The 25,244-nt window shown below is 64.0% G+C and carries 29 protein-coding genes; 20 read left to right on the forward strand and 9 right to left on the reverse strand.

What is annotated here, in order from left to right:
• Positions 1-150: 150 nt before the first annotated feature.
• The 4 genes from EB230_RS06930 to EB230_RS06945 form a co-directional block, all read right to left on the reverse strand.
• Positions 151-837, reverse strand: a complete 687-nt coding sequence (locus tag EB230_RS06930; protein WP_172371917.1) for a hemolysin III family protein — start codon at positions 835-837, stop codon at positions 151-153.
• A 100-nt stretch (positions 838-937) separates the two neighbouring features.
• Positions 938-1,738, reverse strand: a complete 801-nt coding sequence (locus EB230_RS06935) for an inositol monophosphatase family protein (protein WP_056575392.1) — start codon at positions 1,736-1,738, stop codon at positions 938-940.
• 120 nt (positions 1,739-1,858) lie between these two features.
• Positions 1,859-2,425 (reverse strand): elongation factor P, encoded by a 567-nt coding sequence (gene efp, locus EB230_RS06940; protein WP_019861758.1) that lies wholly within the window; start codon positions 2,423-2,425, stop codon positions 1,859-1,861.
• Positions 2,426-2,541: 116 nt separating this feature from the next.
• Positions 2,542-3,399: a LysR family transcriptional regulator gene (locus EB230_RS06945; protein WP_172371919.1), complete on the reverse strand. Its 858-nt coding sequence runs from the start codon at positions 3,397-3,399 to the stop codon at positions 2,542-2,544.
• Positions 3,400-3,506: 107 nt separating this feature from the next.
• Here EB230_RS06945 and EB230_RS06950 point away from each other — a divergent pair, with 107 nt between their 5' ends.
• Positions 3,507-4,523: an NAD(P)-dependent alcohol dehydrogenase gene (locus tag EB230_RS06950; protein ID WP_172371921.1), complete on the forward strand. Its 1,017-nt coding sequence runs from the start codon at positions 3,507-3,509 to the stop codon at positions 4,521-4,523.
• 15 nt (positions 4,524-4,538) lie between these two features.
• Here EB230_RS06950 and EB230_RS06955 read toward each other — a convergent pair whose 3' ends face one another.
• The 3 genes from EB230_RS06955 to EB230_RS06965 all read right to left on the reverse strand — a co-directional run bounded on the left by EB230_RS06955 (position 4,539) and on the right by EB230_RS06965 (position 7,266).
• Positions 4,539-5,579, reverse strand: a complete 1,041-nt coding sequence (locus EB230_RS06955) for a tetratricopeptide repeat protein (RefSeq protein WP_172371923.1) — start codon at positions 5,577-5,579, stop codon at positions 4,539-4,541.
• Position 5,580: 1 nt separating this feature from the next.
• Entirely contained in the window at positions 5,581-6,228 is a 648-nt protein-coding gene (locus EB230_RS06960; RefSeq protein WP_172371925.1) for a thiamine phosphate synthase, read from the reverse strand.
• Positions 6,229-6,360: 132 nt separating this feature from the next.
• Positions 6,361-7,266, reverse strand: a complete 906-nt coding sequence (locus EB230_RS06965) for a DMT family transporter (RefSeq protein WP_172371928.1) — start codon at positions 7,264-7,266, stop codon at positions 6,361-6,363.
• Between the two features lie 132 nt (positions 7,267-7,398).
• Here EB230_RS06965 and EB230_RS06970 point away from each other — a divergent pair, with 132 nt between their 5' ends.
• The 3 genes from EB230_RS06970 (at position 7,399) to EB230_RS06980 (ending at position 9,567) form a co-directional block, all read left to right on the forward strand.
• Positions 7,399-7,857, forward strand: a complete 459-nt coding sequence (locus tag EB230_RS06970; protein ID WP_172371930.1) for an Lrp/AsnC family transcriptional regulator — start codon at positions 7,399-7,401, stop codon at positions 7,855-7,857.
• Positions 7,858-7,945: 88 nt separating this feature from the next.
• Positions 7,946-8,674 carry a class I SAM-dependent methyltransferase gene (locus EB230_RS06975; protein ID WP_172371932.1) on the forward strand — a complete coding sequence of 243 codons (729 nt, stop codon included), beginning with the start codon at positions 7,946-7,948 and terminating at the stop codon, positions 8,672-8,674.
• 122 nt (positions 8,675-8,796) lie between these two features.
• Positions 8,797-9,567 carry a sulfite exporter TauE/SafE family protein gene (locus EB230_RS06980; RefSeq protein ID WP_172371935.1) on the forward strand — a complete coding sequence of 257 codons (771 nt, stop codon included), beginning with the start codon at positions 8,797-8,799 and terminating at the stop codon, positions 9,565-9,567.
• 32 nt (positions 9,568-9,599) lie between these two features.
• On the opposite strand, the gene EB230_RS06985 is transcribed toward EB230_RS06980, so the two are convergent.
• The gene (locus tag EB230_RS06985; RefSeq protein ID WP_056575412.1) at positions 9,600-10,151 is read right to left on the reverse strand and encodes a DUF2269 family protein; all 552 of its coding nucleotides are present in this window, start codon (positions 10,149-10,151) and stop codon (positions 9,600-9,602) included.
• A gap of 335 nt (positions 10,152-10,486) precedes the next feature.
• Between EB230_RS06985 and EB230_RS06990 the strand changes: the two genes are divergently transcribed.
• The 6 genes from EB230_RS06990 (at position 10,487) to EB230_RS07015 (ending at position 15,148) form a co-directional block, all read left to right on the forward strand.
• Positions 10,487-10,867, forward strand: a complete 381-nt coding sequence (locus EB230_RS06990) for a hypothetical protein (protein WP_056575414.1) — start codon at positions 10,487-10,489, stop codon at positions 10,865-10,867.
• Positions 10,868-11,249: 382 nt separating this feature from the next.
• Complete coding sequence (locus EB230_RS06995; protein WP_056575417.1) at positions 11,250-11,783, forward strand: DUF1465 family protein; 534 nt, start codon at positions 11,250-11,252, stop codon at positions 11,781-11,783.
• Between the two features lie 95 nt (positions 11,784-11,878).
• The gene (gene ruvC, locus EB230_RS07000) at positions 11,879-12,388 is read left to right on the forward strand and encodes a crossover junction endodeoxyribonuclease RuvC (RefSeq protein WP_056575418.1); all 510 of its coding nucleotides are present in this window, start codon (positions 11,879-11,881) and stop codon (positions 12,386-12,388) included.
• A gap of 13 nt (positions 12,389-12,401) precedes the next feature.
• Positions 12,402-13,022 carry a Holliday junction branch migration protein RuvA gene (gene ruvA / locus EB230_RS07005; protein WP_056575421.1) on the forward strand — a complete coding sequence of 207 codons (621 nt, stop codon included), beginning with the start codon at positions 12,402-12,404 and terminating at the stop codon, positions 13,020-13,022.
• A 43-nt stretch (positions 13,023-13,065) separates the two neighbouring features.
• On the forward strand, positions 13,066-14,103 hold the full coding sequence (ruvB, locus tag EB230_RS07010; protein ID WP_010912034.1) for a Holliday junction branch migration DNA helicase RuvB: 1,038 nt from the start codon (positions 13,066-13,068) through the stop codon (positions 14,101-14,103).
• A 148-nt stretch (positions 14,104-14,251) separates the two neighbouring features.
• Positions 14,252-15,148 (forward strand): metallophosphoesterase, encoded by an 897-nt coding sequence (locus EB230_RS07015; protein ID WP_172371937.1) that lies wholly within the window; start codon positions 14,252-14,254, stop codon positions 15,146-15,148.
• Positions 15,149-15,181: 33 nt separating this feature from the next.
• On the opposite strand, the gene EB230_RS07020 is transcribed toward EB230_RS07015, so the two are convergent.
• Positions 15,182-16,432, reverse strand: coding sequence for a cellulase family glycosylhydrolase (locus tag EB230_RS07020; RefSeq protein WP_056575427.1), 1,251 nt, complete (start codon positions 16,430-16,432; stop codon positions 15,182-15,184).
• Positions 16,433-16,578: 146 nt separating this feature from the next.
• On the opposite strand from EB230_RS07020, the gene ybgC reads away from it, so the two are divergent.
• The 10 genes from ybgC to tilS all read left to right on the forward strand — a co-directional run bounded on the left by ybgC (position 16,579) and on the right by tilS (position 25,166).
• The gene (gene ybgC, locus EB230_RS07025; protein ID WP_056575430.1) at positions 16,579-17,061 is read left to right on the forward strand and encodes a tol-pal system-associated acyl-CoA thioesterase; all 483 of its coding nucleotides are present in this window, start codon (positions 16,579-16,581) and stop codon (positions 17,059-17,061) included.
• A 58-nt stretch (positions 17,062-17,119) separates the two neighbouring features.
• Positions 17,120-17,395 (forward strand): type II toxin-antitoxin system ParD family antitoxin, encoded by a 276-nt coding sequence (locus EB230_RS07030; RefSeq protein WP_056575433.1) that lies wholly within the window; start codon positions 17,120-17,122, stop codon positions 17,393-17,395.
• On the forward strand, positions 17,385-17,696 hold the full coding sequence (locus EB230_RS07035; RefSeq protein WP_056575435.1) for a type II toxin-antitoxin system RelE/ParE family toxin: 312 nt from the start codon (positions 17,385-17,387) through the stop codon (positions 17,694-17,696). Before EB230_RS07030 ends, EB230_RS07035 begins: the two co-directional genes overlap by 11 nt.
• A 258-nt stretch (positions 17,697-17,954) precedes the next feature.
• Positions 17,955-18,665, forward strand: a complete 711-nt coding sequence (gene tolQ, locus EB230_RS07040) for a protein TolQ (protein ID WP_056575438.1) — start codon at positions 17,955-17,957, stop codon at positions 18,663-18,665.
• Between the two features lie 10 nt (positions 18,666-18,675).
• Positions 18,676-19,128: a protein TolR gene (tolR, locus tag EB230_RS07045; RefSeq protein ID WP_056575440.1), complete on the forward strand. Its 453-nt coding sequence runs from the start codon at positions 18,676-18,678 to the stop codon at positions 19,126-19,128.
• Positions 19,129-19,135: 7 nt separating this feature from the next.
• Positions 19,136-20,293, forward strand: a complete 1,158-nt coding sequence (locus EB230_RS07050; protein ID WP_056575443.1) for an energy transducer TonB — start codon at positions 19,136-19,138, stop codon at positions 20,291-20,293.
• A gap of 41 nt (positions 20,294-20,334) precedes the next feature.
• Positions 20,335-21,645 carry a Tol-Pal system beta propeller repeat protein TolB gene (gene tolB, locus EB230_RS07055; protein WP_056575446.1) on the forward strand — a complete coding sequence of 437 codons (1,311 nt, stop codon included), beginning with the start codon at positions 20,335-20,337 and terminating at the stop codon, positions 21,643-21,645.
• Between the two features lie 246 nt (positions 21,646-21,891).
• Positions 21,892-22,398: a peptidoglycan-associated lipoprotein Pal gene (pal, locus tag EB230_RS07060; RefSeq protein ID WP_056575449.1), complete on the forward strand. Its 507-nt coding sequence runs from the start codon at positions 21,892-21,894 to the stop codon at positions 22,396-22,398.
• A 220-nt stretch (positions 22,399-22,618) separates the two neighbouring features.
• Complete coding sequence (ybgF, locus tag EB230_RS07065) at positions 22,619-23,734, forward strand: tol-pal system protein YbgF (protein WP_056575452.1); 1,116 nt, start codon at positions 22,619-22,621, stop codon at positions 23,732-23,734.
• A gap of 58 nt (positions 23,735-23,792) precedes the next feature.
• A complete protein-coding gene (tilS, locus tag EB230_RS07070) occupies positions 23,793-25,166 on the forward strand; it encodes a tRNA lysidine(34) synthetase TilS (RefSeq protein WP_056575455.1) in 1,374 nt (457 codons plus the stop codon).
• Positions 25,167-25,244 lie beyond the last annotated feature (78 nt).

A 25,244-nucleotide genomic window follows, 5' to 3' on the forward strand; every position in this document is an offset into this window, starting at 1 on the left:
CGATGCTCTATTTGCCTTTACGCAATTCCGAACGGGAAACCGCTCACACTTTCCCTGGAATTGCTCCAGCGCCGCCGATCACGTAGTTGGCGACTCTAAACGGAATTGTGACCAAATTGAATGGCGCTTGGCAATAATGCCGCGAGCGGATCAGAAGCGGTTTATCACCAGGCAGTCGACCATGGCCGCCAGATGCAGGCCAGCGCCAGTGACGACGAAGCCGTGCCACAGCGCGTTGTGGAAACGCAGCCCCTTCCAGGCGAAGAAAATGACACCGCTGGAATAGACGACGCCACCGGCGACGATGAGCACGATCGAGGTCGTCGGCAGTGTCGCGACGAGCGGCTTGACCAGGACAATGCCGCTCCAGCCGATGGCTAGATAGAAGACGATCGCCAGCCGGTCGAAACGGCCGGGAAAGAACACCTTGATGACGATGCCTGTCGCCGCCGCGATCCAGACCAGCGCGATCATCCAGCGGGCCAGCGGCGAGCCGTCGAGCTGGGCCAGAAAAGGCGTGTAGGTGGCGGCGATGAGAAGATAGATCGCGGCGTGATCGAAGCGCCGCAGAACCCATTTGGCCGGTGACGATGCCGGCCACAGATTGTAGGCCAGCGACACCGAGAGCACGGTGAGCAGCGAAACGACATAGAAGGCGGCGGCGACGTACTCGCCGGGTCCGACCCGAAACGCCGCCAGCGCCAGCAGCGCCGAGCCGGCCGCGATCGCCAGCACGATGCCGACAGCATGGACAATGCCGTCGGCGATCATCTCCGCGCGGGAGTAGTGCCAGCGCCCGACAAAGGGGATTTCGAGTTGCGGCGGTGTGTCTGCCATCGATCGTCCTGCGTCACCCCATATCTGGGCAACCACCGGACAGTATTTCAAGCTTTGGTGGCGGTTTTGCGACTGCGGCCGTTCAGCGCTGCGGAAGGCTTCAGCGAGGTGCGAGGGGCTTCTTCACCGTCTTCAGCAGCGCACGCTGGATGACCTCGTTGCCGGCGACGACGGAGCCGTTGTCCAGCATGTCCTGCCCGCCATCCATGTCCGAGACGAAACCGCCGGCTTCCCGGATCAGCAGCAGCCCGGCGGCGATGTCCCAGGCCGACAGGCCGATTTCCCAGAAACCGTCCATGCGGCCGGCGGCCACATAGGCAAGATCGAGCGAGGCCGAGCCAAGGCGCCTGATGCCGGAAACCTCGGCCATGACGTGGCGCAACTCGATCAGGAAATTACCGTGCTGGCCGCGTCCCAGATGCGGCACGCCGCAACCGATGACGGCGTCGACGAGCTTGGTGCGGCCGGCGACGCGCAGGCGGCGGTCATTCAGGAAGGCGCCGCCGCCGCGCTCGGTCGTATAGAGCTCGTCCATGGCCGGATTGTAGATCACGCCGGCGACGATCTGGCCCTGGCGCTCCAGCGCGATCGAGACGGCGAAAAGCGGGATGCCGTGCAGGAAATTGGTGGTGCCGTCGAGCGGATCGACGATCCAGCGGTGCTGGCTGTCGTCGCCTTCCACCACGCCGCGCTCTTCCATCAGGAAGCCGTAGCCCGGGCGCGCCTTCGACAATTCGGCGAAGACGATGTCCTCGGCCTTGCGGTCGGCCTGGCTGACATAGTCGCCCGGACCCTTCAGCGAGACCTGCAGGTTCTGGACCTCGCCGAAGTCGCGCGACAGCGAGCGGCCGGCCTTCATTGCGGCCTGGACCATGACGTTGAGAAGGGCTGAGCGTGCCATATCGTTGAAACTCCAAAAGCCCGGGCGGATCACTCAAATTGGATCGCGGCCCTGCTTCATCTGCTTGTCTTTGTGAGCATGATCTTGTCCGAAAAGTCTGCAACTTTTCGGGACCATGCTCTAGTCGGCGCGGCGCACGTAAGTGATTTCGTTGGTGTCGACGATGATGCGTTCGCCGGCACCGATGAAGGGCGGCACCAACACGCGAATGCCGTTCTCCAGGACCGCCGGCTTGTACGAGGATGCCGCCGTCTGGCCCTTCACCACCGGATCAGCCTCGGTGATCGTCAGGGTCACATAGTCGGGCAGCGAGATGCCGATCGGCCTTTCCTCATAAAGCTGGACCGTCACCATCATGCCGTCCTGCAGGAAGGCGGCGCGGTCGCCGACGAAATCCTTATTCAGTTCGAGCTGTTCGTAGCTCTGGGTGTCCATGAACACCAGCGCGTCGTCCTGCTCGTAGAGGAAGGAAAAATCCTTCAGGTCGAGCCGGATCTGTTCGACCGTCTCAGCCGAGCGGAAGCGCTCGTTGAGCTTGGTGCCGTTGATCAGGTTCTTCAGTTCGACCTGGTTGTAGGCGCCGCCCTTGCCGGGCTTGACGGTGTTGGTCCTGACCGCCACCCACAGGCCGCCATCGTGCTCGATGACGTAGCCGGGACGGATTTCGTTGCCATTGATCTTGGCCATGATGATGGGATCCGGAATGAGATTTTCGCCGGGACAAGCGATTTAGGGGCTCCCAAGACCACAAATCGTCCGGAGAGGCAAGGGACGCCGGATCGACCGCAGCCGGTCAGCCGGTATCAGGCCTCGATCCTGATGGCTTCGCCGACGGTCCTTGCAATGGCTTCCACGACCTTCGCCAGCCGGTTGAGATGTGGCGAGCGCAGCGCCACGACCTGCAATGAAAGGTCGACACCCTCGAGATCGACACGCGCGAGGCCGTCGGGAAGTCCTCGCGCCGCGAGCCGCAACGGCATGAGGCCGAGGCCGTGCCCCCGACGGACCCATTCCATCTGCATCGCCGGATCCTGAATTTCCGCCGCGACGATAAGACGATGCCGTTCGCCGCCCAAGCCGGAGAGGAGCGTCTGACGCGCGTCGCAAGGCTCGGGGCTGAGAACCCAAGGCGTGGGGCCCCGGGCGTCCGTGAGATGGGCGCCGGCCTGGGCTATGATGCAGAGACGTTCGGTGCCGAGCACGTCCGAGCCTTGATGACCGGCAGGCCGCAGAACGATCGCCATGTCGAGTTGACCGCGTTCGAACTGCTCGATGAGCTCCGCGCTCCAGCCGGTCTTGAGCCGCAACGATATTCTTGGAAACGGCACGGCCGCGCCGGCGATGGCGCCTGCAACGCTTGCATCGGACAAGCCGTGCGCCAGACCGACACGCAGCACGCCCTGCGGCTCGGCGTCGGCGGCCGAGGATTTCAGCGCTTCCACCGAAGCCAGTATGTCTTTCGCGCGCGTCAACACCTCCAATCCCGCCGCGGTCAGGCGCGGCGGCTTTTGCCGGCGATCGAGAAGTGTCGTTCCGAGCATGTCCTCCAGTCGCTGCATCTGGCGCGTGACGGCAGGCTGCGTCAGCGGCAGGCGCCGCGCCACTTTCTGGATCGAACCTTCCTCCGCGAAGAGGACGAGCGTGCGCAATTCCTCCAGCATTCCGTCAATGCTCCGAATGCATAATCATTCTGACTATTATGAATTTGAAATCATGGTTCCGGCAAGCGATTTTCCCTTCGACGGATTTGCAAAGGGAATGGAAGACCATGAAGGCAATCGAATTGCAGGCTCCCGGTAGCATCGACAATCTCAGAATGGTCGAGCGGCCGAAGCCTGAACCGGGCCGCCAGGAGATGATCATCAAGGTCAAGGCAACCGCGCTCAACTACCGTGACGTGGAGATCGCCCGTGGCAGCTACCACACCGCCTTTGCGCTCCCGCTGATACCGCTTTCGGACGGAGCGGGCGAAGTGGTCGCGGTTGGCGCCGAAGTGACCCGCTTCAAGGTCGGCGACCGCGTCTGCGGCACGTTCTGGCAGCGCTGGGTCGGCGGCAGTTTCGCCATGGCCGAGCCTGCCTATCAGCGTGGCGGCCCCATCGATGGTCTGCTCAGCGAGTTCGCGCGGCTGGACGAACAGGCGGCCGTGCCCGCGCCACCACATCTCAGCGATATCGAAGCGGCGACATTGCCTTGCGCCGCGGTCACGGCCTGGCATGCATTGTTCACCGAAGGGCGGTTGAAGCCGGGCGAGACCGTGCTCAGCCTGGGCACTGGTGGTGTCTCGCTGTTTGCGGTGCAGTTCGCCGCGGCGGCCGGCGCACGCGTCATCGTCACCTCAAGCAGCGACGGCAAGCTCGCCCGGGCGAAGGCGCTCGGCGCGCATGACGGCGTCAATTACCGCCGCGATCCGGACTGGGCGACGGCGGTCTTGACGCTGACCGGCGGACGAGGTGCCGACCACATCATCGAAGTCGGGGGACCGCAAAGTTTCGACCAATCGCTGAAGGCCGCGGCGCGCGGCGCCCAGATCAATGTCATCGGCTATCTCGGCGGCAGCGACGGGGCGATCAATCCGCTGGACATCTTCCGACGCCAGGTCAGGGCGCGTGGCATACCTGTCGGTTCGCGCGAAACCTTCGAGGCAATGAACCGGGCACTTCTCGTGAACGGGCTGCGGCCGGTCATCGATCGGGTCTTTCCCTGGATGGAGGCGGCAGAGGCCTTCCGGCACCTCGAGCACGGGTCGCCTTTCGGCAAGGTCGTCCTGGATCACACGCAATGACCGGATGAGCTGGCCTCAGGGAAGGCGGTTCGCCTTCTGCAGGGCCTGCTTGGTCTGGTCGTCGCTCAGCCCTTGCAGGAAGTCGTCCATGTCGGGGTCGATGAGACCGGCACGGCGGGCGACGATGTACCAGGCGCCGGCGAGCACGAGGTCCGGGTCGGTGCCGATGCCTTGCATATAGAGTTTCGCCAGGCGGTTCTGGGCGGCGACATTGCCGCCCTCGGCAGCCTGCTTCGTCCAGCCGAAAGCCGATTTCAGGTCACGGGCGCCCCCGCGACCCTCGATCATCCAGGCGGCGAGATCGATCTGCGCGGTGTCATAGTTCTGCCGTGCGGCCTGCGCCAGGAAGCGCCTTGCCTGCGCATCGTCGCGCGGCTTGCCGCCAACGCCGTTGGCGTAGATCTGGGACATGGCGTACTGCGCGTCGGGGAGGCCGGTCGCGGCGGCGCGCTCATAATAGGAGACCGCTTTGGTCAGGCCGGCGTCGCCGGGATCCTGCTGGACCAGCATCTGCGCGAAATTGAACTGCGCCAGCTGGTTGCCGGCTTCGGCCGCAGCCTGCATCAGGGCATAGGCCTCTTTCGTGTCCTTCTTGACGTAACGGCCGTCGAGCAGCATCAGCGCGTACTGGAACTGTGATTCCGGCACGCCTTGTTCGGCGGCGGCGGCGTACCATTTGGCCGCCTCCGCTGTGTTGAGCGGCACGCCCAGCCCGCGCGACAGGATCTCGGCCACCAATGTCTGCGCCGCCGGGTCGCCATTTTTCGCGCGGACCAGCGCAAGGTTGTAGGCCGTCTTGTAGAGCCCGCGCTGGAAGGCGCCGTAGGCCGCGTCCGCCGGCTTGGCCCCGAAGCGGTCGGGATTGATGCTGTCGGCCGAGGGCAGCGGCGCCGGCTCCGCCGTTGTGGCGGGTTGCGGCAGCTGATTTTCGATCGGCTTGTCGGTGTGCACGCCGGTTTCGGGCTTGGGCAGCGGCAAGGGAATCGTTTCGGCGGCGGCGGCCTGGATCATGACCACTGCAAGCAAGGCCTGAAGGGGAAGCCTCACCGGAGCCACATCAGTCCTCGAAGCGCGGCGCGGTTTCGTCGAGCAGCGCATTGGCCAGGCTTATTGCCGCTTGCGGATCGACGCCATCGGCGAACACCGCGCTCGACAGCGCGACGAATTCGGCACCGGTGGCGGCCACTTCCTCGACGGAAGCCAGATCGGATCCGGCCATGACGATGCAGGGGATCTGGATCATTTGCGCCCACCACTCGCCCAGCGAGAGATTGCGCGGATGCGGCTCCGGCTTGTTGTCGTAGCCGAAGCGGCCGAAGAAGATGTAATCCGGCCTGACCTCACCGAGTTCGAGTGCGTCGTCCCGCTTCTTGGCGCCGCCGGCGCCGACCATCATCTTCGCCTGGAAATGTTCGATCGTTTCGGCGAGTTCGGCCTTGGACGCCTCGACATGGATGCCGTCGGCCTGGACACGGCCCGCGATGCGGGTGTCGCCGGCGATGATCACGGCCACGCCCGCGGCCTGGGCCGTCGGCACGATCTGCTCGGCGAAAGCCTGGAAGGAGGCCTCGTCCATGCCGTTTTCGGGCAGGATCAGCGAGGCGACGTCGCCGCCGTCGAATGCGGCGGCGATGCGGGCGGCAGGCACGCCGGGCGGCGCGATCAGCACGATGCGGCAACGATTCGGGGGTGTGGCGTCATTCATGGTTCTTCGATCCCGGGTTTCGCCTATGCCGGGCGAAGATGGTTGGATTGCGGCATAGAGCAAACTGCCCGCTTTGAACAGGCGGGCAGCCGGGATGGCGATTTTTGCCGGCGGGGAGCCAGCCGGCGGCCCCTACTCGATCGGCTGGGGGCTCGTGACGCGCGGTTTCGGCTTCCACAAAGACCAGCCGAGATTCATGCCGGCCGCGGCGATCAGGATGGCGGCGGCACCGACGACCTGGCTCGGATGCAGCCGATGGCCGAAGGCGACGACGTCGACCAGGATGGCGACGACCGGATAGATGAAGGACAGCGAGCCCTGCAGATGCGTCGGCAGCTTCTGGATGGCGCCGTACATCAATATGTACATCAGGCCGGTGTGGACGATGCCCAGCGTCGCCAGCATGGCCCAGCTCCACGGGTCGGTGGGAGGATGCGAAAGATTGGCGAAGGGGGCCAGCATGACGACGCCGACGCAGACCTGGATCAGCGCGATCAGATGCGGCGGCGTGCCCTTGAGCTTCTTGGTGACGATGGCCGCGACGGCCCAGAAGAAGGCCGCGGCCAGTGCCATCAGGATGCCAGCAAAATAGTTGGTGCCGACATCGCCGGCGTCAGGGGCGGCTTCGACGATCAGCACCATGCCGACGAAGGCTATTGTCAGCCAGGTCAGCTTGGCCAGCGTCAGCCGTTCGGCGAAGAAGAGCGCGCCGAACCCGACCAGCATGAAGGGCTGGGTGTTGTAGACGGCGGTGGCGATCGAGATCGAGGCGCGCGAGAAGGCGCCGAACAGAAGCAGCCAGTTGACGACGATGGCCGCGCCACCAAGCGCGGCCAGGCCGATGACGCGCAGGGGCAGCCTGTCGCGCAGCAAGCCGAGCGAAGTGCAGATGACAAGCAGTGTCGCCGCGCCGAACGCGCAGCGCCAGAACACGACATCCATGATCGGCTGGCCGGACATGATGACGAACCATCCGATCGTGCCTAGGATCGCCATTGCTGCCGACATTTCGACCGTGCCGCGTACCGTATCGTTCATGATAGACCTCTGAGCCCGTTGATGCGGCATAATCTCATGCGAGGTGCCGGCTTTCCATCTTGCGGAAAAGGCCGTATTCAGAGATGGCCTAATTATATTAGGCTTCTGGTGCGAATCTGTGAGAAACCTGAAATGCTTGACGATCTCGACCGAAACCTCCTCGAAATCCTGGTGCGCGATGCACGGACCTCGCTGAAGGAACTGGCTGCCCAGGTCGGGCTGTCGTCGCCGAGCGTTTCGGAGCGGCTACGGCGGCTCGAGGAGCGCGGCGTCATCCGGGCGTTCACCGTCGAGATCGATCCTCTGGCGCTCGGCTATACGCTGCAGGCGATCGTGCGCATCAAGCCTTTGCCGGGCAAGCTGCACATCGTCCAGAAACTGATCGAGGAGATCGCCGAGTTTGGCGAATGCGACAAGGTGACGGGTGACGACTGTTTCGTCGCCCGTCTGTTCGTGCGCTCCATCAGCGAGCTCGACGGCATTCTCGACCGCATTGCCGACAAGGCCGAGACAAGCACCGCCATTGTCAAGGCGCAGCCGATCCGGCGGCGGCCGCCACCGCTCGGGGCGCCATCGGTTTCATCGTCTTGACTCCGCAAGGCCGGGGTGGAAATGCGCGGCTTGTCCACCAAATGTCGGTCTCCGGCCAGATGATTGGCTGAGAGACGAGGAAGAAAACATGGCGCAAAATATCTACGACCAGCCGGAGTTCTTCGCGGGCTACAGCCAGCTTGGCCGGTCGATCGAAGGCCTGGACGGTGCCGCCGAATGGCCGGCGCTGCGCTCGATGCTCCCTCAAGTCGGCGGGCTGCGGATCGTCGACCTCGGCTGCGGTTTCGGCTGGTTCTGCCGCTGGGCGCTTGAGCACGGAGCGAGCAACGTCCTTGGGCTGGACCTGTCGGAGAAGATGCTGGCCCAAGCAAGAGCCGCGGGCCCGGACGCCGGCATCACCTATGAGCGGGCCGACCTCGACCATCTCAGCCTGCCGCCAGGCGGATTCGATCTCGCCTACAGCTCGCTTGCCCTGCACTATGTGGAGGATGTCGCGCGCCTGTTCAGGACGGTGCACCAGGCCTTGTCGCCCGGCGGGCATTTCGTCTTCTCCACCGAACATCCGATCTACATGGCCCCTACCAAGCCTGGCTGGGTGGTCGATGCCGAGGGCCGCAGGACATGGCCTGTCGATCGCTATCTGGTGGAAGGTCCGCGCAAGACAGACTGGCTGGCCAAGGGCGTGGTGAAACACCACCGCACCATCGGCACGACGCTCAACGCGCTGATCAAGTCCGGCTTCACGATCGGGCATGTCGAGGAATTCCGTCCCACGGATGCGCAGGTCGCGGCCAGGCCCGAACTGGCCGAAGAACTCGAGCGACCGATGTTCCTGCTCGTCTCGGCGCGTCGATAGGATAGTCGAAGGGACAAGGGCGTCATCGGCCAGACGCGCCATGCCTGGATTTGCTGTCGCTCCGCTGAAGATTCTGGGCTATTCAGGCGGCGACGCACTTTCCCTCCAGACCAGTCCCTCCCATGTCAGGCCTGCTTCTCGATCCGTGGTTCTATGCGGCCGCCGTTCCGGCGGTCATTCTGGTCGGCCTGTCCAAGGGCGGCTTCGGCGGCGCTGTCGGTTTCGTCGGCGTGCCGCTGATGGCGCTGACCATTCCGCCGGTGCAGGCTGCCGCCATCCTGCTCCCGATCCTGTGCCTGATGGACATTGTCTCAGTGTGGACATGGTGGGGCGTCTACGACCGCAAGATGCTGGTCGATATGATGCCGGGCGCCGTCATCGGCATCGGGCTCGGCTGGCTGACGGCCGCGCTCGTCACCGAGGAGGCGGTGCGGCTCATCGTCGGCGCCGTCGCCATCATCTTCGTGCTGCGCTGGCTTTACCTGCAGTTCCGCCACGGCTCCGACCATGCCGCCGAACCCAACCGCGTGGCCGCCGCGATCTGGGGCACGGTCGCCGGTTTCACCAGCTTCGTCGCCCATGTCGGTGGCCCGCCTTTCCAGGTCTATGCGCTGCCGATCCGCCTCGACCCGAAGGTGCTGTCGGGCACGGCCGCGATCTTCTTTGCCGCGACCAATGCGTTGAAGCTCATCCCCTACTTCGCGCTCGGCCAGTTCGACACCGCCAATCTGACGGCATCCGCCGTGCTGATGCCCCTGGCGCCGCTGTCGACCATCGCCGGCGCCTGGCTGGTGCGGCGCATGCGGCCGGAGATATTCTATCCCTTCACCTACGCGACCGTGGCCGTCGTGGCGGTCAAGCTGCTGTGGGACGGCCTCGCAGGCCTGATGTAGCAGGCGAGGCGGCCGCTCTCACCGTCAAGGGGTCAGGCGGCGCTGGGCACGAGGCGACGGTTGCCGCCAAGGGCCAGCATGGCGCCGACTGCCATGACAAGCGCCATGCCGGCGAGGATGCCGATGTCATGCGTGGTCGGCTTGAGCACCATGTCGGCGACGATCACCAGCATCACCGCATAGTCAAATCGCGCCGCGCTCATCATGCGCTGGCCGATGGCAAGCACGGCCGGCGTGACGCCGTCCCTGGCGATCATCGCGCCCATGCGCTCGCCGGTCGGCTTGAAGATGAACATGCCGATCGAGAAGGTCGTGGCGTAGCCGACCAGGCCGATGATGACCCACAGGTCGGAAAAGCCGACCCAGAAGCCGCACATGATGACGCCGAAGATCAGGGTGAGCATCGACATCGGCGCGAAGAAACACCCGCCCAAGCGCCCGCTGGCACGCATCGCCTGAAGCTTGTCCTCGACATGACCGGCGCGCTCGGCAAGCACGCCGAGCAGGAACAGCACGAAGCCGCCTCCGACCCACAAGATGGCCGAGACGATGTGGAGAAATTTGACGATCGAATACCAGTCCATCGGTTGCTCCTGGGGTATTTCTGGTGGTTTTCGCGGCGGAGCGGATATCCGCCAGCCGTCAGAGGAGCGGGCGTTTAGCGTGGCGCCTGTTTCGGAACGATGTCGCGAAGAGACAGCTTTTGTTTCGGCGGTTTTCGGCCGGCACCGGTTCTCGACATAGGCCGATGCGCGGCTTCATTTTCTGCTATCGTGGGAAGTGCGGGAAGGGGCGGCGCGACATCGTCCAGAAACATTGCCGATGCTAGTGCGCCGAGCCGGAAGCCCGGTGGCGACGGAAATCGCCTGACGATCAACCCATTCCCGAAAACGGGAAAAGGCATTTCGAGGGGACAAGCATGCAAGGGGTAGCACGGAATTTCTTCACGCTGGCCATCATCTATTCGTTGTGCGGGATGGCGCTCGGCATTCACATGGCCATCAGCGAAGACCACGGCCAGATGCCGACCCACGCCCATACGATGGTGGCCGGCTGGCTGATGTCGGCGGTCTTCGCCTTCTTCTATCATCTGTTTCCGGCTGTCGCGCAAAAGACGATCGCCGTCGTTCACTTCTGGCTGACGGCAATCAGCGGGATCGGGCTCATGATCGGCCTCTACATCCTGCTTGCCGGCAATCCGGCGATCGAGCCGCTTCTGGGGATCGCTTCGATCGGCTTCTATGCAGGCATGCTCCTGTTTGCCTTCATCTCCTTGCCGGTGGTCTGGAAGAAGGCCTGAGCAGAGCCGGATGCGGACTTCCGGCCTGTGCTGTTACGGCACAGGAACCGGGTGTTCGATCAAAAAACTTAGGGGCCGTTAAAGGTTCATTAAGCTTTACAGGCGTTTACTATGCGTATCCAGTGATCTGGATTCTTACCGAGTGGTTGGAGCCACTTTGTTTGACGCCTCCCTGTTAAACTCCTGAGAGCCGCCTTATCCGCGGCTCTTTTTTTGTCCGCATTCCGGCGGTACCCCGCGCGGCGGATGGCTGTTAACCTTCTGTTAAACATGTGCTTGCCTTCACCCCCGGCGAAGCGCATTTTCAAGCTTCAGTTATATAGGGTGCCGGGTGTATCGGCAGTGAACCGAATCGGCCGGTCGCAAGTGCAGGGGCGTATCAATGAACGAGCCTTCGAAGGGCAGCGCGAAAACCGTGAAGCTGGCGGAACGCCGGGTTTTTTCGCACTCCTTCAAACCGCTTTACCAGGAAGGCATGGGACTGGTCGAACAGGCGGCGGAATATCTCGATGGGAAGGGCCGCGCCGAGGCCAAGAAACTGTCGCGGCTGGCGGCCACGCTCTACGCGGCCGAATCGATGCGGCTGACCACCAGGCTGATGCAGGTCGCCTCCTGGTTGCTTTTGCAGCGCGCGGCGAATTCGGGTGAAATGACCCGGGACCAGGTCGCGTCGGAAAAGTCCAAGGTCCGCCTCGATACCGCTTCCGCGCATGACGAAGCCGCCGGCTGGGCCGAACTGCCCGAGGATTTCCTCGACCTCGTCAGCCGCTCGCTTCGCCTGCAGGCACTGGTGCGCCGCATGGATGACGAAATCTACGGCGACGGCGCCGTGGTCGACATGCAGCCGTTGAGCCGCCGGCCCAATCCGGTTTCGGATCAGATCAGCCTGCTCAATACGGCGTTCGCCCGCAACTAGGCGACTTCGGAAATTTTCCGGCTCGACAGGCCGCTGTTTCCGGTTTGTTCACATTTCGCTGGCATCGCTGTCCGCCCAGGGGGTAAAGTCACCGGATGGGGGACGCGATTCGCATCATTGGCATCGATCCGGGGCTCAGGCGCACCGGCTGGGGCATCGTCGAGAGCCTCGGCAATTCGTTGCGCTTCGTTGCCTCGGGCACCGTGCGCTCCGAGGACAAGGCGGCGCTGGCGACGCGGCTTTGCCAATTGCATGACGGGCTCGCCGAAGTCCTGCATGCGGCCATGCCGCATGAGGCGGCCGTCGAACAGACCTTCGTCAACAAGGATGCCGTGGCGACGCTGAAGCTTGGCCAGGCACGCGGCATCGCCATGCTGGTGCCGGCGCGGGCCGGCCTCGTCGTCGCCGAATACGCGCCCAATGCGGTCAAGAAGGCCGTGATCGGCGTCGGCCATGGCGACAAGAAGCAGATCCACATGATGGTGAAGGTGCTGCTGCCGAAGGCGACCTTCGATACAGAACATGCCGCCGACGCGCTGGCCATCGCGATCTGCCACGCGCATCACCGGCAGAGCGCCGCCTATCGGATGGCGCTTGCGTCATGAGAGGCTGCTGGAAATGATCGGCAAGCTCAAGGGCACGCTGGATGAGATCGACGAGGATCATTGCCTCGTCGATGTGCACGGCGTCGGGTACGTCGCCTATTGTTCGGCGCGCACGCTGGCCGCCCTGCCTTCGCCCGGCGAGGCGGTGGTGCTGTTCATCGAGACCTATGTGCGCGAGGACATGATCCGGCTTTACGGCTTCCAGTCGGCGCTCGAGCGCGAATGGTTCCGGCTGTTGATGAGCAATGTGCAAGGCGTCGGTGCCAAGGTGGCGCTGGCCATCCTGTCGACATTGGCGCCGGCCGACCTCGCCAATGCGATCGCGCTGCGCGACATCGCCATGGTTTCGCGCGCCCCAGGCGTCGGCAAGAAGGTGGCCGAGCGCATCGTCACCGAGTTGAAGAACAAGGCGCCGGCCTATGCGGGTTCGGCCTCCGGGACCATCGGCCTGAAGCAGGAGCTCGGCGAAGGCGTGGCAGCCGCGCCGATCACCGACGCGGTCTCGGCACTGGTCAATCTCGGCTATTCGCGCGACACCGCGGCCAATGCGGTTGCCGCGGCGCTGAAGACGGCGGGCGAGGACGCGGATGCCTCGAAGCTGATCCGCTTCGGGCTGAAGGAATTGGCGCGGTGAGGGCTCGCTTGCCCGGTCCTCTGCCTTATGCGAGGAAGGCAGCATGAGCCTGTCGCCCCGTCTCATTGCTCCGGAAAAACGCGGCGAGGACGCCGACCAGACCTTGCGGCCGCAAACGCTTGCCGACTTTGTCGGCCAGGCGGCGGTGCGGGCCAATCTCAAAGTCTTCATCGAGGCCGCCAAGGGCCGCAACGAGGCGCTTGACCACGTGCTGTTCGTCGGGCCGCCGGGGTTGGGCAAGACGACGCTGGCACAGATCATGGCGCGCGAACTCGGCGTCAATTTCCGCTCGACCTCCGGCCCGGTCATCGCCAAGGCCGGCGATCTTGCCGCGCTGCTTACCAATCTCGAGGAAGGCGACGTGCTGTTCATCGACGAGATCCACCGGCTGAACCCGGCGGTGGAGGAAATCCTCTATCCGGCGATGGAGGATTTCCAGCTCGACCTGATCATCGGCGAGGGCCCGGCGGCGCGTTCGGTCAAGATCGACCTTGCCCGTTTCACCTTGGTCGCCGCCACCACGCGGCTTGGCCTGCTCACCAATCCTCTGCGCGACCGGTTCGGCATTCCGGTGCGGCTCAATTTCTACACGGTCGAGGAGCTGGAGCAGATCGTGCGGCGCGGCGCGCGCATCCTGCAGATGCCGCTCGGTGACGATGGCGCGCTGGAGATCGCGCGGCGCGCGCGCGGCACGCCGCGTATCGCCGGACGGCTGTTGCGCCGCGTGCGCGATTTCGCCTCGGTCGCCGGCGACGGTCATGTCGACCGCCTGATCGCCGACGAGGCGCTGACACGGCTGGAGGTCGACGCGCTCGGGCTCGACGCGCTCGACCGCCGCTACCTCTCCATGATCGCCCGCAATTTCGGCGGTGGACCGGTCGGCATCGAGACGATCGCGGCCGGCCTGTCGGAGCCGCGCGACGCCATCGAGGACATCATCGAGCCCTATCTGATCCAGCAGGGCTTCATCCAGCGCACGCCGCGCGGCCGCATGCTGACGGCCAATGCATGGCGCCATCTCGGTCTCGATGCGCCGAAGGACCTGGCGCAGCAGCAGATCAACCTGTTCCAGGAAGAGTAGGTACGCAGGCGCTGGTTCCCGGACCAGTGATCAAGCATGCGTGAATGCGCAAAATCTGCTCGCCTTTGCCGATTTGCCGGCGCAATCGTGGATTTTATCGGCACTGTCTCGCGGCATGCCGCCGCGATCCATGTGCCGGAGCCACTGAATGATAAGCAGACGCGGGTTCCTGCGCTTCATCGGCGGGTCTTTCCTGACGGCTGTCGCGCTTGGCGCCTACGCGGCCGGCATCGAGCCGATGCTGCTGGCGCATGTGAAGCGCTACGCGCTGACGCCGCCGCACTGGCCTGATGGCCTGAAGCTGCGGGTCGTGGCATTTGCCGACATCCATGCCTGCCGGCCCTGGATGACGCAGGAACGAATTGCCTCGCTCGTTGACGATGCGAACGCGTTGCAGCCCGACCTGATCGTGCTGCTTGGCGACTATATTGCGGGCATGCCGCTGGTGACGGGGCCGGTTACGCCGTCGCAATGGGCGTCCGCGCTGTCGGGCCTCAAGGCGCCGCTCGGCGTGCTGTCGATCCTTGGCAATCACGATTGGTGGAGCGATGGCTTCGCGCAGCGCGCCGGAGCCGGGCCGATCATAGCACGCAAGGCCTTGGAGAAAGTCGGCATCCCGGTGCTGGAGAACGATGTCGTGCGCCTGGAGAAGGATGGTCATGGCGTCTGGATCGCCGGTCTGGCCGACCAGCTGGCGTTGTTGCCGGCCAGGAGGGGCGACCCGTGCAAGGGGCTCGACGATCTCGACGGCACGCTGGCCAAGGTCGGTGACAGCGCGCCGATCATCCTGCTCGCCCATGAGCCTGATATTTTTCCGACCGTGCCATGGCGCGTTTCGCTGACCCTGTCGGGCCATACCCATGGCGGGCAGGTGCGGCTGTTCGGCTATTCGCCCGTCGTGCCGTCGCGTTTCGGCAATCGCTACGCCTATGGTCATGTTGTCGAGAACGACCGCAATCTGATCGTCTCGGGTGGGCTCGGCTTCAGCATCCTGCCGGTGCGTTTCGGCATGAGGCCGGAAATCCTGCAGATCGACCTCGGTTGATTTGAATACAGCTCTTTGTTTCCCGGAACTGCTCTAGTGAAGTGACCGGATCACGTCGATCACGTCCGGCTCGGCCTTGTCGCCGTTGAAGGCGTCGACGATGCCGAAGGCGCCACCATAACTCCACACCGACCATGAGAAACCATGCGCCTCGGCGCGCGCGATCATGTCCTTGACATAGGCGGCGCGGTATTCGGCCGGCATCACATAGGCATTGCCGTATTCCTGGCGGATCATGCCGAACTCGCCCAGGGTGATGTTTTCCGGCTTGATGCCGTTGGCCTTGGCCCACGCCTCGACCTTGTTGAATGGCGCGTCCATCAGGCCAACCAGCTTGGCGGGACTGTCCATGCTCGCGACCTGCTCGTCGAGATAGGCAAGCAGGCCGCTCCGCCGCGTCCACGGCGCCTCGGCCTTGATGCGGGCGCGGATCGTGTCCAGCGTCACGTCGAGCCGCGCCTTGGGCACCGACGTCAGCGGATAGGGCAGGCCGGTCACATAGGGGATGAAGTCGCCGGCCCAGGTCGCGCCCTGATGGGTGAGCAGGAATGGATCATAGGAATGGAAGGTCCAGATGACGTTGTCGTCAGGGATCGCCTTGGGATCGATCTTCTCCAGCGACGAGGCGGCGGAATAGCAGGCGCCGGTCAGAACCAGGGTCAGCTTCGTCGCCGACGATCGCGCCGCGGCGAACAATTTCCGTTGGCGGTCCGGCCAGAGGCTGGTGCCCGCGCTGTCACAGTCGACGATCGGTTCGTTCATCAGCTCGAAGGCAACCTTTTCAGGGTCCTCCCCGGCCAGGGTGCGTGCCATCGTGCGTATCGTGTCGACGTAGCTGTCGAAAGTCCGCGGATCGTCCATCACCTGCGCCATGCCGATCTTGCGGCTGCCGCCGGCCGGGATCAGGTGCATGTCGACGATCACCTTGAGGCCGGCGCGGTTGATCATGCGCACCGAGTCCAGCACGCTGGCGTAGAGGTCGTCGCGCAGCGCCGTTGTCTGGTCGGACAGGAAAGGCGAGGGGTCGACCGGCATGCGCAGGAAATCGAAGCCCGCTTCCTTCAGCGCCTTGAGGTCATCCTCCTGAAGGAATTTGCGCCATTCCGGATAAGGCAGTATGGCCTTGGCATCTCTCCACCGGTCCTCGCCGGGCCAGGTGACCCATTGGTCGAGGTTGAGGCCGCGCTTCATCGAGAAGGTCGCGGCCTGGCCGGGCACCGCCAAGGCCGACAGCATCAGCAGCACCGCCATCAAACTCTTGATCATCGCCGTCAACAGTGCCATCCGATGTCAGATCAGGATGACGTTTGGTTGAAACCGTCTTCCTGATCTATTTCTTTCTGGAGCATGGTCTCTGGACAGACAGAAAACCGTTTGCCCGAGGTCACGCGCGGAACTGGTGCCTCGCCGCGACTGAAAAAGGAAGCGCAATGGGCGATCATGGTGAATCAGTGACGCTGCTGGCCGGCCTTTCCGGCGCGCTGACGGCGTTTGGCCACCGGCTGATGGCGCGGGTCTACTATGCCGACACCGATTTCTCGGGTGTCGTCTATCACGCGCGCTATCTCGAATTCCTCGAGCGCGGCCGCTCCGATTATCTCAGGCTCACCGGCGTGCATCACACGGAACTCGCCGACGGCAAGCATGGCGAGAAGATCGTCTGGGTGGTGCGCCGCATGGAGATCGACTTCCGCGTCCCCGCCCGCATCGACGACATCTTGACCATCGACACCCGCACCGACGCCATTTCCGGCGCGCGCATCTTCATGGCGCAGCAGCTCAAGCGCGGCGACGAGGTGCTGGTCGAAGCCAGGGTCGAGGCGGCGATCATCGGCGAGAATGGCCGGCCGCGGCGCTTTCCCAAGGAATGGGTGGCAGCGTTCATGCCAAGGTCTCGTGCTTCAGCTGATTGAAATAGTATGACAGTGTCATACCTTGTGCTACAAGGGTAACACAAGGAAGGCAGTAGCCATGAGAACCAGCAAACCCATAAGCGTGACGCTCGGACGCCAGCAGAGCAGCCTCGACGCCCGCTTGGCGTCGGGGGCGTACGAGTCCGCCAGCGAAGTCATGCGTGCCGCGCTTCGCGCCCTTGACCGCGAGGAGCAGGTCATCATCGCCATCATGCGAGCCAAGGTGCAGGAAGCTCTGGACGATTCGCGCCCGGATATCCCGGCCGAGGATGTGTTCAAGGCATTGCGCCAGCACCATGCGGACCGCATGAAGGTCGCCAAGCGTGAGGCATAAGGTCGTTTTCAGACCCTCGACGCGTTCCGACCTCTTTGCCATTTACAACTATATCGAAAAGGAAAGCGGTGCCGCGCGTGCCGGTGGCTACATCGATCGCATCGAGGCGGCGTGCATGGCGCTATCCACGTTCCCGGAACGTGGCATCGTTCGCGATGCCATCGGATCCGGAATCCGTGTCGTCGGCTTTGAACGGCGCGCGTCGATCCTCTTCCGGGTCCACGAAGAGCGGGTTCTCATCCTGCGTATCCTTTATGGCGGGCAGGATTACCCCACCCACGTGGACGAAACGGACTCCTAGCCTGCGGAAGTGCGTCGGCTCCGCCGCTGGGCGCGGCAATGCGCCGCGCCTTATTCACTAACCCATCCTTAACCATAACGGTTCATGAAGAGATTGGTGAAGATCGGCGCAATCCGGCGCCTTCCTTTCACCAATATTTGCCCTGAAAAGGCCGACAACGGCACGGTTTGGGGTGTCCGGTAGCTGCGTGCGAACCGACCACAAGGGATGCCATGGGCCAGCCGCCAGCTTCGCCCGGAAAATCTTAAGGACGTAACGATGGAAAATATCGCACTCGCCGATCCGGGCGCGCAATTGTCGATTTGGTCGCTGTTCATGCAGGCCAGCTGGGTGGTCAAGCTGGTCATGATCGGGCTGCTTTGCGCCTCGGTCTGGACCTGGGCGATCATCATCGACAAGCTGGTTGCCTATGGCCGCATGCGGCTGGCGCTGAACCGCTTCGAGCAGGTCTTCTGGTCCGGGCAATCGCTGGAGGAGCTCTACCGCACGCTCGCCGACCGCAAGACGTCAGGCATGGGCGCCATTTTCGTCGCCGCCATGCGCGAATGGAAGAAGAGCTTCGAGAAGGGCGCCAAGACGCCGCTCGGCCTGCAGACCCGCATCGACAAGGCGATGGACCTGGCTCTGACCCGCGAGATGGAGAAGCTGGAGGGGCGCCTCGGCTTCCTCGCCACCACCGGTTCGGCCGCCCCCTTCATCGGCCTGTTCGGCACCGTGATCGGCATCATGACCTCGTTCCAGGCCATTGCCGGCTCCAAGAACACCAGCCTCGCGGTTGTCGCGCCCGGCATCGCCGAGGCGTTGCTGGCGACGGCGATCGGCCTGCTCGCAGCCATCCCGGCCGTCATTGCCTACAACAAGCTGTCATCCGATGCGAGCAAGCTCGCGGTGCGCATGGAAGGGTTCTCCGACGAGTTCTCCGCCATACTCTCGCGCCAAATCGATGAAAAAGTCGCGCCGAAGGCCTGAGGAGTAACTAATGGGTATGTCCGTAGGCATGTCGGGACGCGGCGGGCGCGGCCACAGGCGGCGCGGCCGCCACCATGGGCTGATGTCGGAGATCAACGTCACGCCGATGGTGGACGTCATGCTGGTGCTGTTGATCATCTTCATGGTCGCGGCGCCGATGCTCACGGTCGGCGTGCCGATCGACCTGCCCGACACACAGGCCAAGGCCATGAATGCCGACACGCAGCCGATCACCGTCTCGATCAATGCCGCCGGCCAGATCTATCTCCAGGAAACCGAGATCCCGATCGAGGACCTGGTGGCCAAGCTGCAGGCGATCTCCAAGACCGGCTATGAGGAACGCATCTTCATCCGTGGCGACAAGGCCACCGACTATGGCACGGCGATGAAGGTGATGGCCCGTATTTCGGCTGCCGGCTACAAGAATATCGGCCTGGTTTCGCTGCAGGAACAGGATCAATAGACGCGAGATGAAGACCGGCCTCACCACATCGGTGATACTGCATACGGCGGTGCTGGCCTTCGGCCTGTTCACCCTGTCGGCGCCGGCCGCGCTGCCGTCCGCCGACGTGGAGTCGGTAGCGGTCGACATCGTGCCGATGGAAGCCATTGCGCAGACCTTGCAGGGCGACAAGAAGGCCGTGATGCATGAAAAGCCGGCGCCGCTGCCGACGCAGCGTCCCGACATCGTGCCGGCCGCCCAGAAGGTTGGCGAAAACAGCGTCGACACCGACAAGCCGATAACGCCGGAGGCCAAGCCGAAGCCCGTCGACACGACCTCGGCTCCGCCGCCCGCGCCGACGCCGAAGGAAATCCCGAAGACCGAGGACGTGCCGAAGCCGCAGGAAAAGCCCAAACCCACTCCGGCGACGGAGGTGGCGCCGGCGCCGCAGCCCAAGGAAGAAGTGAAGCCCGAGCCGGTCAAGCAGACGGAGCCCAAGCCGACGCCGGCCAAGCCGGCACCGACCCCGCCGCCGCAGGACAAGACCGCGGCAATAGATCCGACCCCCGTGGTCAAGCCGGATGCCGTCGCCGAGGCCATAGCCAAGGATCCGCCTACCGAAGAGACGCAATTGCCGAGCTCGGCCCCGGCGCCGGAAGCGCGGCCGAAGCCGCAGCCGGCACCGGCTGAAAGCGCCAAGGCGCCAGATCGCAAGAATGCCGACAAGCCGGTCAAGGAAGCGTCGTCGAAACCGAAATCCGACGACAAGCAGTTCAACGCCAACGAGATCTCCGCCCTGCTCGACAAGCAGAAGCCTTCCGGCGGCGGCGCCAAGCGCTCGACGCAACAGGCGTCGCTGGGCGGCGACAAGGATCAAGGCCAGAAGCTGTCGAAGTCGGAGCAGGGCGCGCTGGAAAGCCAGTTGGGCGGTTGCTGGACATTGCCGGTCGGGCTGGAAGGCTCGGAGAATTTCGTCGTCGTCGTGCGCTTCAACCTGGACAACTCGGGCAAGCTCGACGGTCGCCCATCGGTCGAAAAGTCGAGCGGCAACCGGCAGTTCGATGAAAGCGCGGTTCGCGCGGTTCAGAAATGCGACGTGGCCGGCCTGCAGGTTCCCGCCGGCAAGCAGGACATCTGGAACGACATCCGCGTCACGTTCGATCCAAGGGAGATGCTGGGCCTCTAGGCCCTGACATCCGAAAAAATCAGTATGAGAAGCGAGAAGACATGAAATCAATCCTCAAGCCGCTCCTGATGATAGCAGCCATGGCCATGGGCATGACGGCTGCCGGCACGCTGCCGGCGCTGGCGCTCGTCGAGCTCAACGTCAACAAGGGCAATGTCGAGCCGCTGCCGATCGCGATCACCGATTTCCAGGGCGGCGATGCGCTTGGCGCGCAGATTTCCCAGATCGTCACCGCCGACCTGAAGCGCTCCGGCCTGTTCGCGCCGATCGACAAGAGCGCCTTTATCGAGAAGATCACCAATCCGGATGCCGCACCCCGCTTCGACGACTGGAAGGTGATCAACGCGCAGGCGCTGGTCACCGGCAGCGTCAGCAAGGAAGCCGACGGCCGTATTCGCGCCCAGTACCGGCTTTGGGACACTTTTGCCGGCCAACAGATGGCGGGCGAGCAGTTCTTCGCCAATGACGCCAATCAGCGGCGCGTCGCCCACATCATCGCCGACGCCATCTACGAGCGGCTGACCGGCGAGAAGGGGTATTTCGACACGCGTGTGGTGTTCATCGACGAGTCCGGCGCCAAGAACGCGCGCAAGAAGCGCCTCGCCATCATGGACCAGGACGGCGCCAATGTCCGCTATCTCTCCGACGGCCGGTCGATCGTGCTGACGCCGCGTTTCTCGCCGAACCGGCAGGAAATCACCTATATGTCGTACGAAAGCGGCCAGCCGCGCGTCTATCTCCTGCAGATCGAGACCGGACAGCGCGAACTGGTAGGCAATTTCCCCGGCATGACGTTTGCGCCGCGCTTCTCGCCCGACGGCCAGAAGGTGATCATGAGCCTGCTGCGCGACGACGGCAATTCCAACATCTTCGCCATGGACCTGCGCAGCCGCTCGACGACGCGGCTGACCAACTCGACCGCCATCGACACCTCGCCCTCCTATTCGCCCGACGGCAGCAAGGTGGTGTTCACCTCCGACCGTGGCGGCCGCGCGCAGATCTATGTCATGGGCGCCGACGGCTCGGGCCAGACCCGCATTTCCTTCGGCGATGGCGTCTACTCGACGCCGGTGTGGTCGCCGCGCGGCGATCTCATCGCCTTCACCAAGCAGACCGGCGGCGAATTCCAGATCGGTGTCATGAAGACCGACGGTTCGGGCGAGCGCATCCTGTCGTCCGGCTTCCAGCAGGAAGGGCCGACCTGGGCGCCGAATGGCCGCGTCTTGATGTTCTTCCGCGACGCCAATGGCGGACCGAAACTGGTTTCGGTCGATCTTACCGGCCGCAACGAACAGCCCATCCCGACCGCGAACTTCGCGTCCGACCCGGCCTGGTCGCCGCTGCTGGAATAAGAGTCGGCTGAATTGCCACATGATGGAAGGGGCCGTTTCGGCCCCTTTTCCACGTATTGGTCGCGTTTTGGCCGCATTTCCGCCTAGGCTCCGCGCCAACTGTGGCCCGGATCAAACAGGTTGCGGACGGGCAGCTAAACCAATTTTTAACCGTGTTTCTTGAATGCCGGTTAACCCAAACGTGGTTACTGGGTGATCAACGAAATCACTCGAATACGATCACTCGCAATACGAAGGAGAGGCGGCATGGGCCGTATCGCAGCACTTACCACAAACCCGGTCATGATCGCGCTGGTGGCGATGCTCGCCATCACCGGTTGCGCCTCGAAGAAGACCCCGAACAACGCGGCAGACCTTGGCCTCAACGGTGCCGGCGCGGCAACGCCAGGTTCCGCGCAGGACTTCACCGTCAATATCGGCGACCGCATCTTCTTCGATACGGACTCGACCTCGATCAGGGCTGACGCACAGCAGACGCTTTCGCGCCAGGCGCAGTGGCTGAACAAGTACAAGCAGTACGCCATCGTCGTCGAAGGCCATGCCGACGAACGAGGCACGCGCGAATACAATCTGGCGCTCGGTGCCCGCCGCGCTGCCGCTACCCGCGACTTCCTGGTCTCCAAGGGTGTGGCTTCCAGCCGCCTGAAGACCATTTCCTACGGCAAGGAGCGTCCTGTCGCTGTCTGCGATGACATCTCCTGCTGGTCGCAGAACCGCCGCGCGGTCACCACGCTCAGCGGCGCCGGCTCCTGAGTCGGATACATCCGATCGGCGCGTTGCGAGATGCGCCGTCGAGCGACAAAAATACAACACACCCTTGCGAAAGGCGGCCCTCGGGTCGCCTTTTTCATGTCTAGACACCTGAAACAAAATTTGGCCGAAGTCTCGGGCCCTGCTATGAGCCGAGGGCGCTTGGCTGGTCCCACTCTGGTTGGAAGGCGCGAAAAGACTAACGACACACGGCGAGAGGCACATGCATTTGAGATCGGTTCTGAGCGGCACGCTTGCGCTGCTGCTCCTATCAGGCGTCACCGCCCCGGCTAGTGGCCTGGGGGCCAGCGGCACCGGGCAATCAACCGACAGCGGCTTTTCCTTCCATCTGCCCAGCATCGAGCTGCCCAGCCTTTTCGGTGAAAAGAAGAAGCCGGATCAGGTCCAGATGGTGCAGTCCGATCCTACTGCCGTCACCAGCCTGCAAGACCAGCTGCGGCAGATGAACGGAAAGATCGAGGAACTCAATTTCCAGGTCCTGCAGATGCAGGAGCAAATCCGCAAGCAGCAGGAAGACAACGAGTTCCGCTTCCAGCAGCTGGAAGGCGGCTCGCAGGGCGGACAGGCACCGGCGGCACCAAAGAAGAAGTCCGACGCCACCACCGACACCAACACCGACGTGGCTGCGGCCCCAGCAACCCAAGCGCCGGCTGATGCCGGCGCCGCCACCGGCAGCGATCAGTCGAGCGGCGGCAAGACGGTTGAGGATGTCATCGTCGAATCACCCGATGGCGATCCCGGCAAGGTGATCCCCGGCACGGGAGCGCCGGAAAAAACCTTTGGCTCCATCACCGTCGACAAGAACGGCAACGTGATCGATGCCGGTGGCAGCACACAGGCAACCGCCCCGGCGCAAGACACCGCCCCGGCCACCGGCGCACCGGCCAAGGCCGGCAAGTCCGGCGGCACGGTGGTTGCCGCACTGCCTTCGACCAAAGACCCGGAAGAACTCTACCGCAATTCCTACCAGTTCATCCTGTCGGGCGACTACAGCACCGCCGAACAGGGTTTTCGCGATCATATTTCCCGCTTCCCCCGCGATGCGAAGACGGCGGACGCGCATTACTGGCTGGGTGAATCGCTGCTTGGCCAGCAGAAATACCGCGACGCGGCCGAGGTGTTCCTCGCCGCCAGCAAGGACTATCCCAAGGCCAAGAAGGCACCCGACATGCTTTTGAAGCTCGGCGTGTCGCTGGTCGGCCTCAAGCAGCACGATGTCGCCTGCGCCACCTTCAGCGAGGTCGGCAAGCGCTACCCCGATATTTCCAATGCGCTCAAGGAACGGGTCAAGCAGGAGAAGGCCCTGGCTGCTTGCTGATTTTTCTCCCGCATGCCCTATTCCCGAAACCGGGACCACTTTTGGGCGACACGCGTTGATGCTCGAGACCGAGCCTGATCTTTCGACCAGACTTTTTTCGCATATCGATTTTACCCACGGCGCCGTGGTGGCCGTGTCCGGCGGCAGCGACTCGACCGCCCTGCTCCTGCTTCTCAAACAACATCTTGACCGAACCGCGCCCTCCGTGCGGCTGCTGGCCGTGACAGTCGACCATGGCCTTCGGCACGGTTCGGCGGCCGAGGCGCAAGCCGTGGCGAAGCTGTGCGCCGAGCGCGGCATTGCCCACCACACCATGGTCTGGGTCGGAAACAAACCATCGGCCGGCCTACCGGCGGCGGCGCGGGAAGCGCGCTATCGGCTGCTTGCAGAGGCGGCGCGCGCGCATGGCATCGGCCTGATTGTGACCGGCCATACGGCCGACGACCAGGCCGAGACGGTGCTGATGCGGCAGGCGCGGGATGAGCCCCGGGAGTTTGCCGAAACGGCAAGCCGTGGGCTTGCCGGCATGGCACCGGCCACCCTCTACGACTGGCGCGAATGGATCATTCGCCCGCTGCTGGGCACGCGGCGCTCGGCGCTTCGCGATTTCCTGCGGCGTGAACATGTCGGCTGGGCCGAGGATCCGACCAACATCGACGAGGCCTTCGAGCGGCCGCGAATGCGTGCCTCGCTTGCCGGTGACAGTTTCCGGCGTATGGACGATGCGTTGGCACTGGCCAACCAGGCGGCTGTCGAACGCAGGCGGCTTGGCGAAAGCGCCGCCGATCTGATCCGTCGTTTCGCCGGCCAGCCCGCCATCGGCCTTATCCGCCTCGATCCACGCCTGCTTTCGGCCGGCGTCGACCGGGCGGCCATCTATGCGTTGCGTATCTTGCTGGCCACAGCCGGAGGCGTCGCCTTTCTTCCGGACCAGGCGCGCAGCGAGGCTCTGTTCGGCCGGCTGAAGGCCGGATTCCTTTGCGCCACATTGTCGCGGACCGTGGTCGATTTCCGGCGCGCCGGCATCTTCCTGCGGCGCGAGGCAAGGGGATTGCCGCCCACCGCCGCGGCCATCGACAACACCATCTGGGACGGCCGCCGCCACATCACATTGGACGACAGTTCCGGCGCATTGTTGATCGCACCGTTGGGGAGCGCGGCGACGAGACGGCTGGCAGCCGCCAGGGAAGAGACACCGCAAAGCCTGATGCGCGCCGCGTCTGCCACTGAACCGAGCTTATGGCAAGCCGTTGAAAACGCTCGATCGCGAGGCGACGAGCCGGCCCGCCAAGGGTTTGCGGTGCGGCCGGTGGTTGCACCTTTTGCCCGCTTCCTGCCGTCCTTCGATCTGGCGCCGGCGCGGGCCGTCGCCGAACTGATCGGCGCGCCGCCACCTCCCGCCCCGCCTTTCAGCGGCCACAGTGCCGGCTGATGGTGGTCGAAAGCTTAACCCAGACGTGCTGTTCTGCTTGGCAAGGGGAGGCGCTCTCCCTATGTTAGGCCCAAGTTT

The organism is Mesorhizobium sp. NZP2234, from assembly GCF_013170765.1.
GTDB lineage: Bacteria > Pseudomonadota > Alphaproteobacteria > Rhizobiales > Rhizobiaceae > Mesorhizobium > Mesorhizobium loti_D.

Excerpts from the sequence above, each read along its gene's own strand:
- efp (WP_019861758.1), bottom strand. The coding sequence starts at position 2,425 with ATGGCCAAGATCAATGGCAACGAAATCCGTCCCGGCTACGTCATCGAG.
- EB230_RS06980 (WP_172371935.1), top strand. The coding sequence starts at position 8,797 with ATGTCAGGCCTGCTTCTCGATCCGTGGTTCTATGCGGCCGCCGTTCCG.
- EB230_RS06995 (WP_056575417.1), top strand. The coding sequence starts at position 11,250 with ATGAACGAGCCTTCGAAGGGCAGCGCGAAAACCGTGAAGCTGGCGGAA.
- EB230_RS06965 (WP_172371928.1), bottom strand. The coding sequence starts at position 7,266 with ATGAACGATACGGTACGCGGCACGGTCGAAATGTCGGCAGCAATGGCG.
- EB230_RS07015 (WP_172371937.1), top strand. The coding sequence starts at position 14,252 with ATGATAAGCAGACGCGGGTTCCTGCGCTTCATCGGCGGGTCTTTCCTG.
- EB230_RS06960 (WP_172371925.1), bottom strand. The coding sequence starts at position 6,228 with ATGAATGACGCCACACCCCCGAATCGTTGCCGCATCGTGCTGATCGCG.
- EB230_RS06975 (WP_172371932.1), top strand. The coding sequence starts at position 7,946 with ATGGCGCAAAATATCTACGACCAGCCGGAGTTCTTCGCGGGCTACAGC.
- pal (WP_056575449.1), top strand. The coding sequence starts at position 21,892 with ATGGGCCGTATCGCAGCACTTACCACAAACCCGGTCATGATCGCGCTG.
- EB230_RS07020 (WP_056575427.1), bottom strand. The coding sequence starts at position 16,432 with ATGGCACTGTTGACGGCGATGATCAAGAGTTTGATGGCGGTGCTGCTG.
- ruvA (WP_056575421.1), top strand. The coding sequence starts at position 12,402 with ATGATCGGCAAGCTCAAGGGCACGCTGGATGAGATCGACGAGGATCAT.
- EB230_RS06990 (WP_056575414.1), top strand. The coding sequence starts at position 10,487 with ATGCAAGGGGTAGCACGGAATTTCTTCACGCTGGCCATCATCTATTCG.
- EB230_RS06930 (WP_172371917.1), bottom strand. The coding sequence starts at position 837 with ATGGCAGACACACCGCCGCAACTCGAAATCCCCTTTGTCGGGCGCTGG.
- ybgC (WP_056575430.1), top strand. The coding sequence starts at position 16,579 with ATGGGCGATCATGGTGAATCAGTGACGCTGCTGGCCGGCCTTTCCGGC.
- tilS (WP_056575455.1), top strand. The coding sequence starts at position 23,793 with ATGCTCGAGACCGAGCCTGATCTTTCGACCAGACTTTTTTCGCATATC.
- ruvC (WP_056575418.1), top strand. The coding sequence starts at position 11,879 with ATGGGGGACGCGATTCGCATCATTGGCATCGATCCGGGGCTCAGGCGC.
- ybgF (WP_056575452.1), top strand. The coding sequence starts at position 22,619 with ATGCATTTGAGATCGGTTCTGAGCGGCACGCTTGCGCTGCTGCTCCTA.
- ruvB (WP_010912034.1), top strand. The coding sequence starts at position 13,066 with ATGAGCCTGTCGCCCCGTCTCATTGCTCCGGAAAAACGCGGCGAGGAC.
- tolQ (WP_056575438.1), top strand. The coding sequence starts at position 17,955 with ATGGAAAATATCGCACTCGCCGATCCGGGCGCGCAATTGTCGATTTGG.
- EB230_RS06985 (WP_056575412.1), bottom strand. The coding sequence starts at position 10,151 with ATGGACTGGTATTCGATCGTCAAATTTCTCCACATCGTCTCGGCCATC.
- EB230_RS07030 (WP_056575433.1), top strand. The coding sequence starts at position 17,120 with ATGAGAACCAGCAAACCCATAAGCGTGACGCTCGGACGCCAGCAGAGC.
- EB230_RS06935 (WP_056575392.1), bottom strand. The coding sequence starts at position 1,738 with ATGGCACGCTCAGCCCTTCTCAACGTCATGGTCCAGGCCGCAATGAAG.
- EB230_RS06970 (WP_172371930.1), top strand. The coding sequence starts at position 7,399 with ATGCTTGACGATCTCGACCGAAACCTCCTCGAAATCCTGGTGCGCGAT.
- tolR (WP_056575440.1), top strand. The coding sequence starts at position 18,676 with ATGGGTATGTCCGTAGGCATGTCGGGACGCGGCGGGCGCGGCCACAGG.
- EB230_RS06950 (WP_172371921.1), top strand. The coding sequence starts at position 3,507 with ATGAAGGCAATCGAATTGCAGGCTCCCGGTAGCATCGACAATCTCAGA.
- EB230_RS06945 (WP_172371919.1), bottom strand. The coding sequence starts at position 3,399 with ATGCTGGAGGAATTGCGCACGCTCGTCCTCTTCGCGGAGGAAGGTTCG.
- tolB (WP_056575446.1), top strand. The coding sequence starts at position 20,335 with ATGAAATCAATCCTCAAGCCGCTCCTGATGATAGCAGCCATGGCCATG.
- EB230_RS07050 (WP_056575443.1), top strand. The coding sequence starts at position 19,136 with ATGAAGACCGGCCTCACCACATCGGTGATACTGCATACGGCGGTGCTG.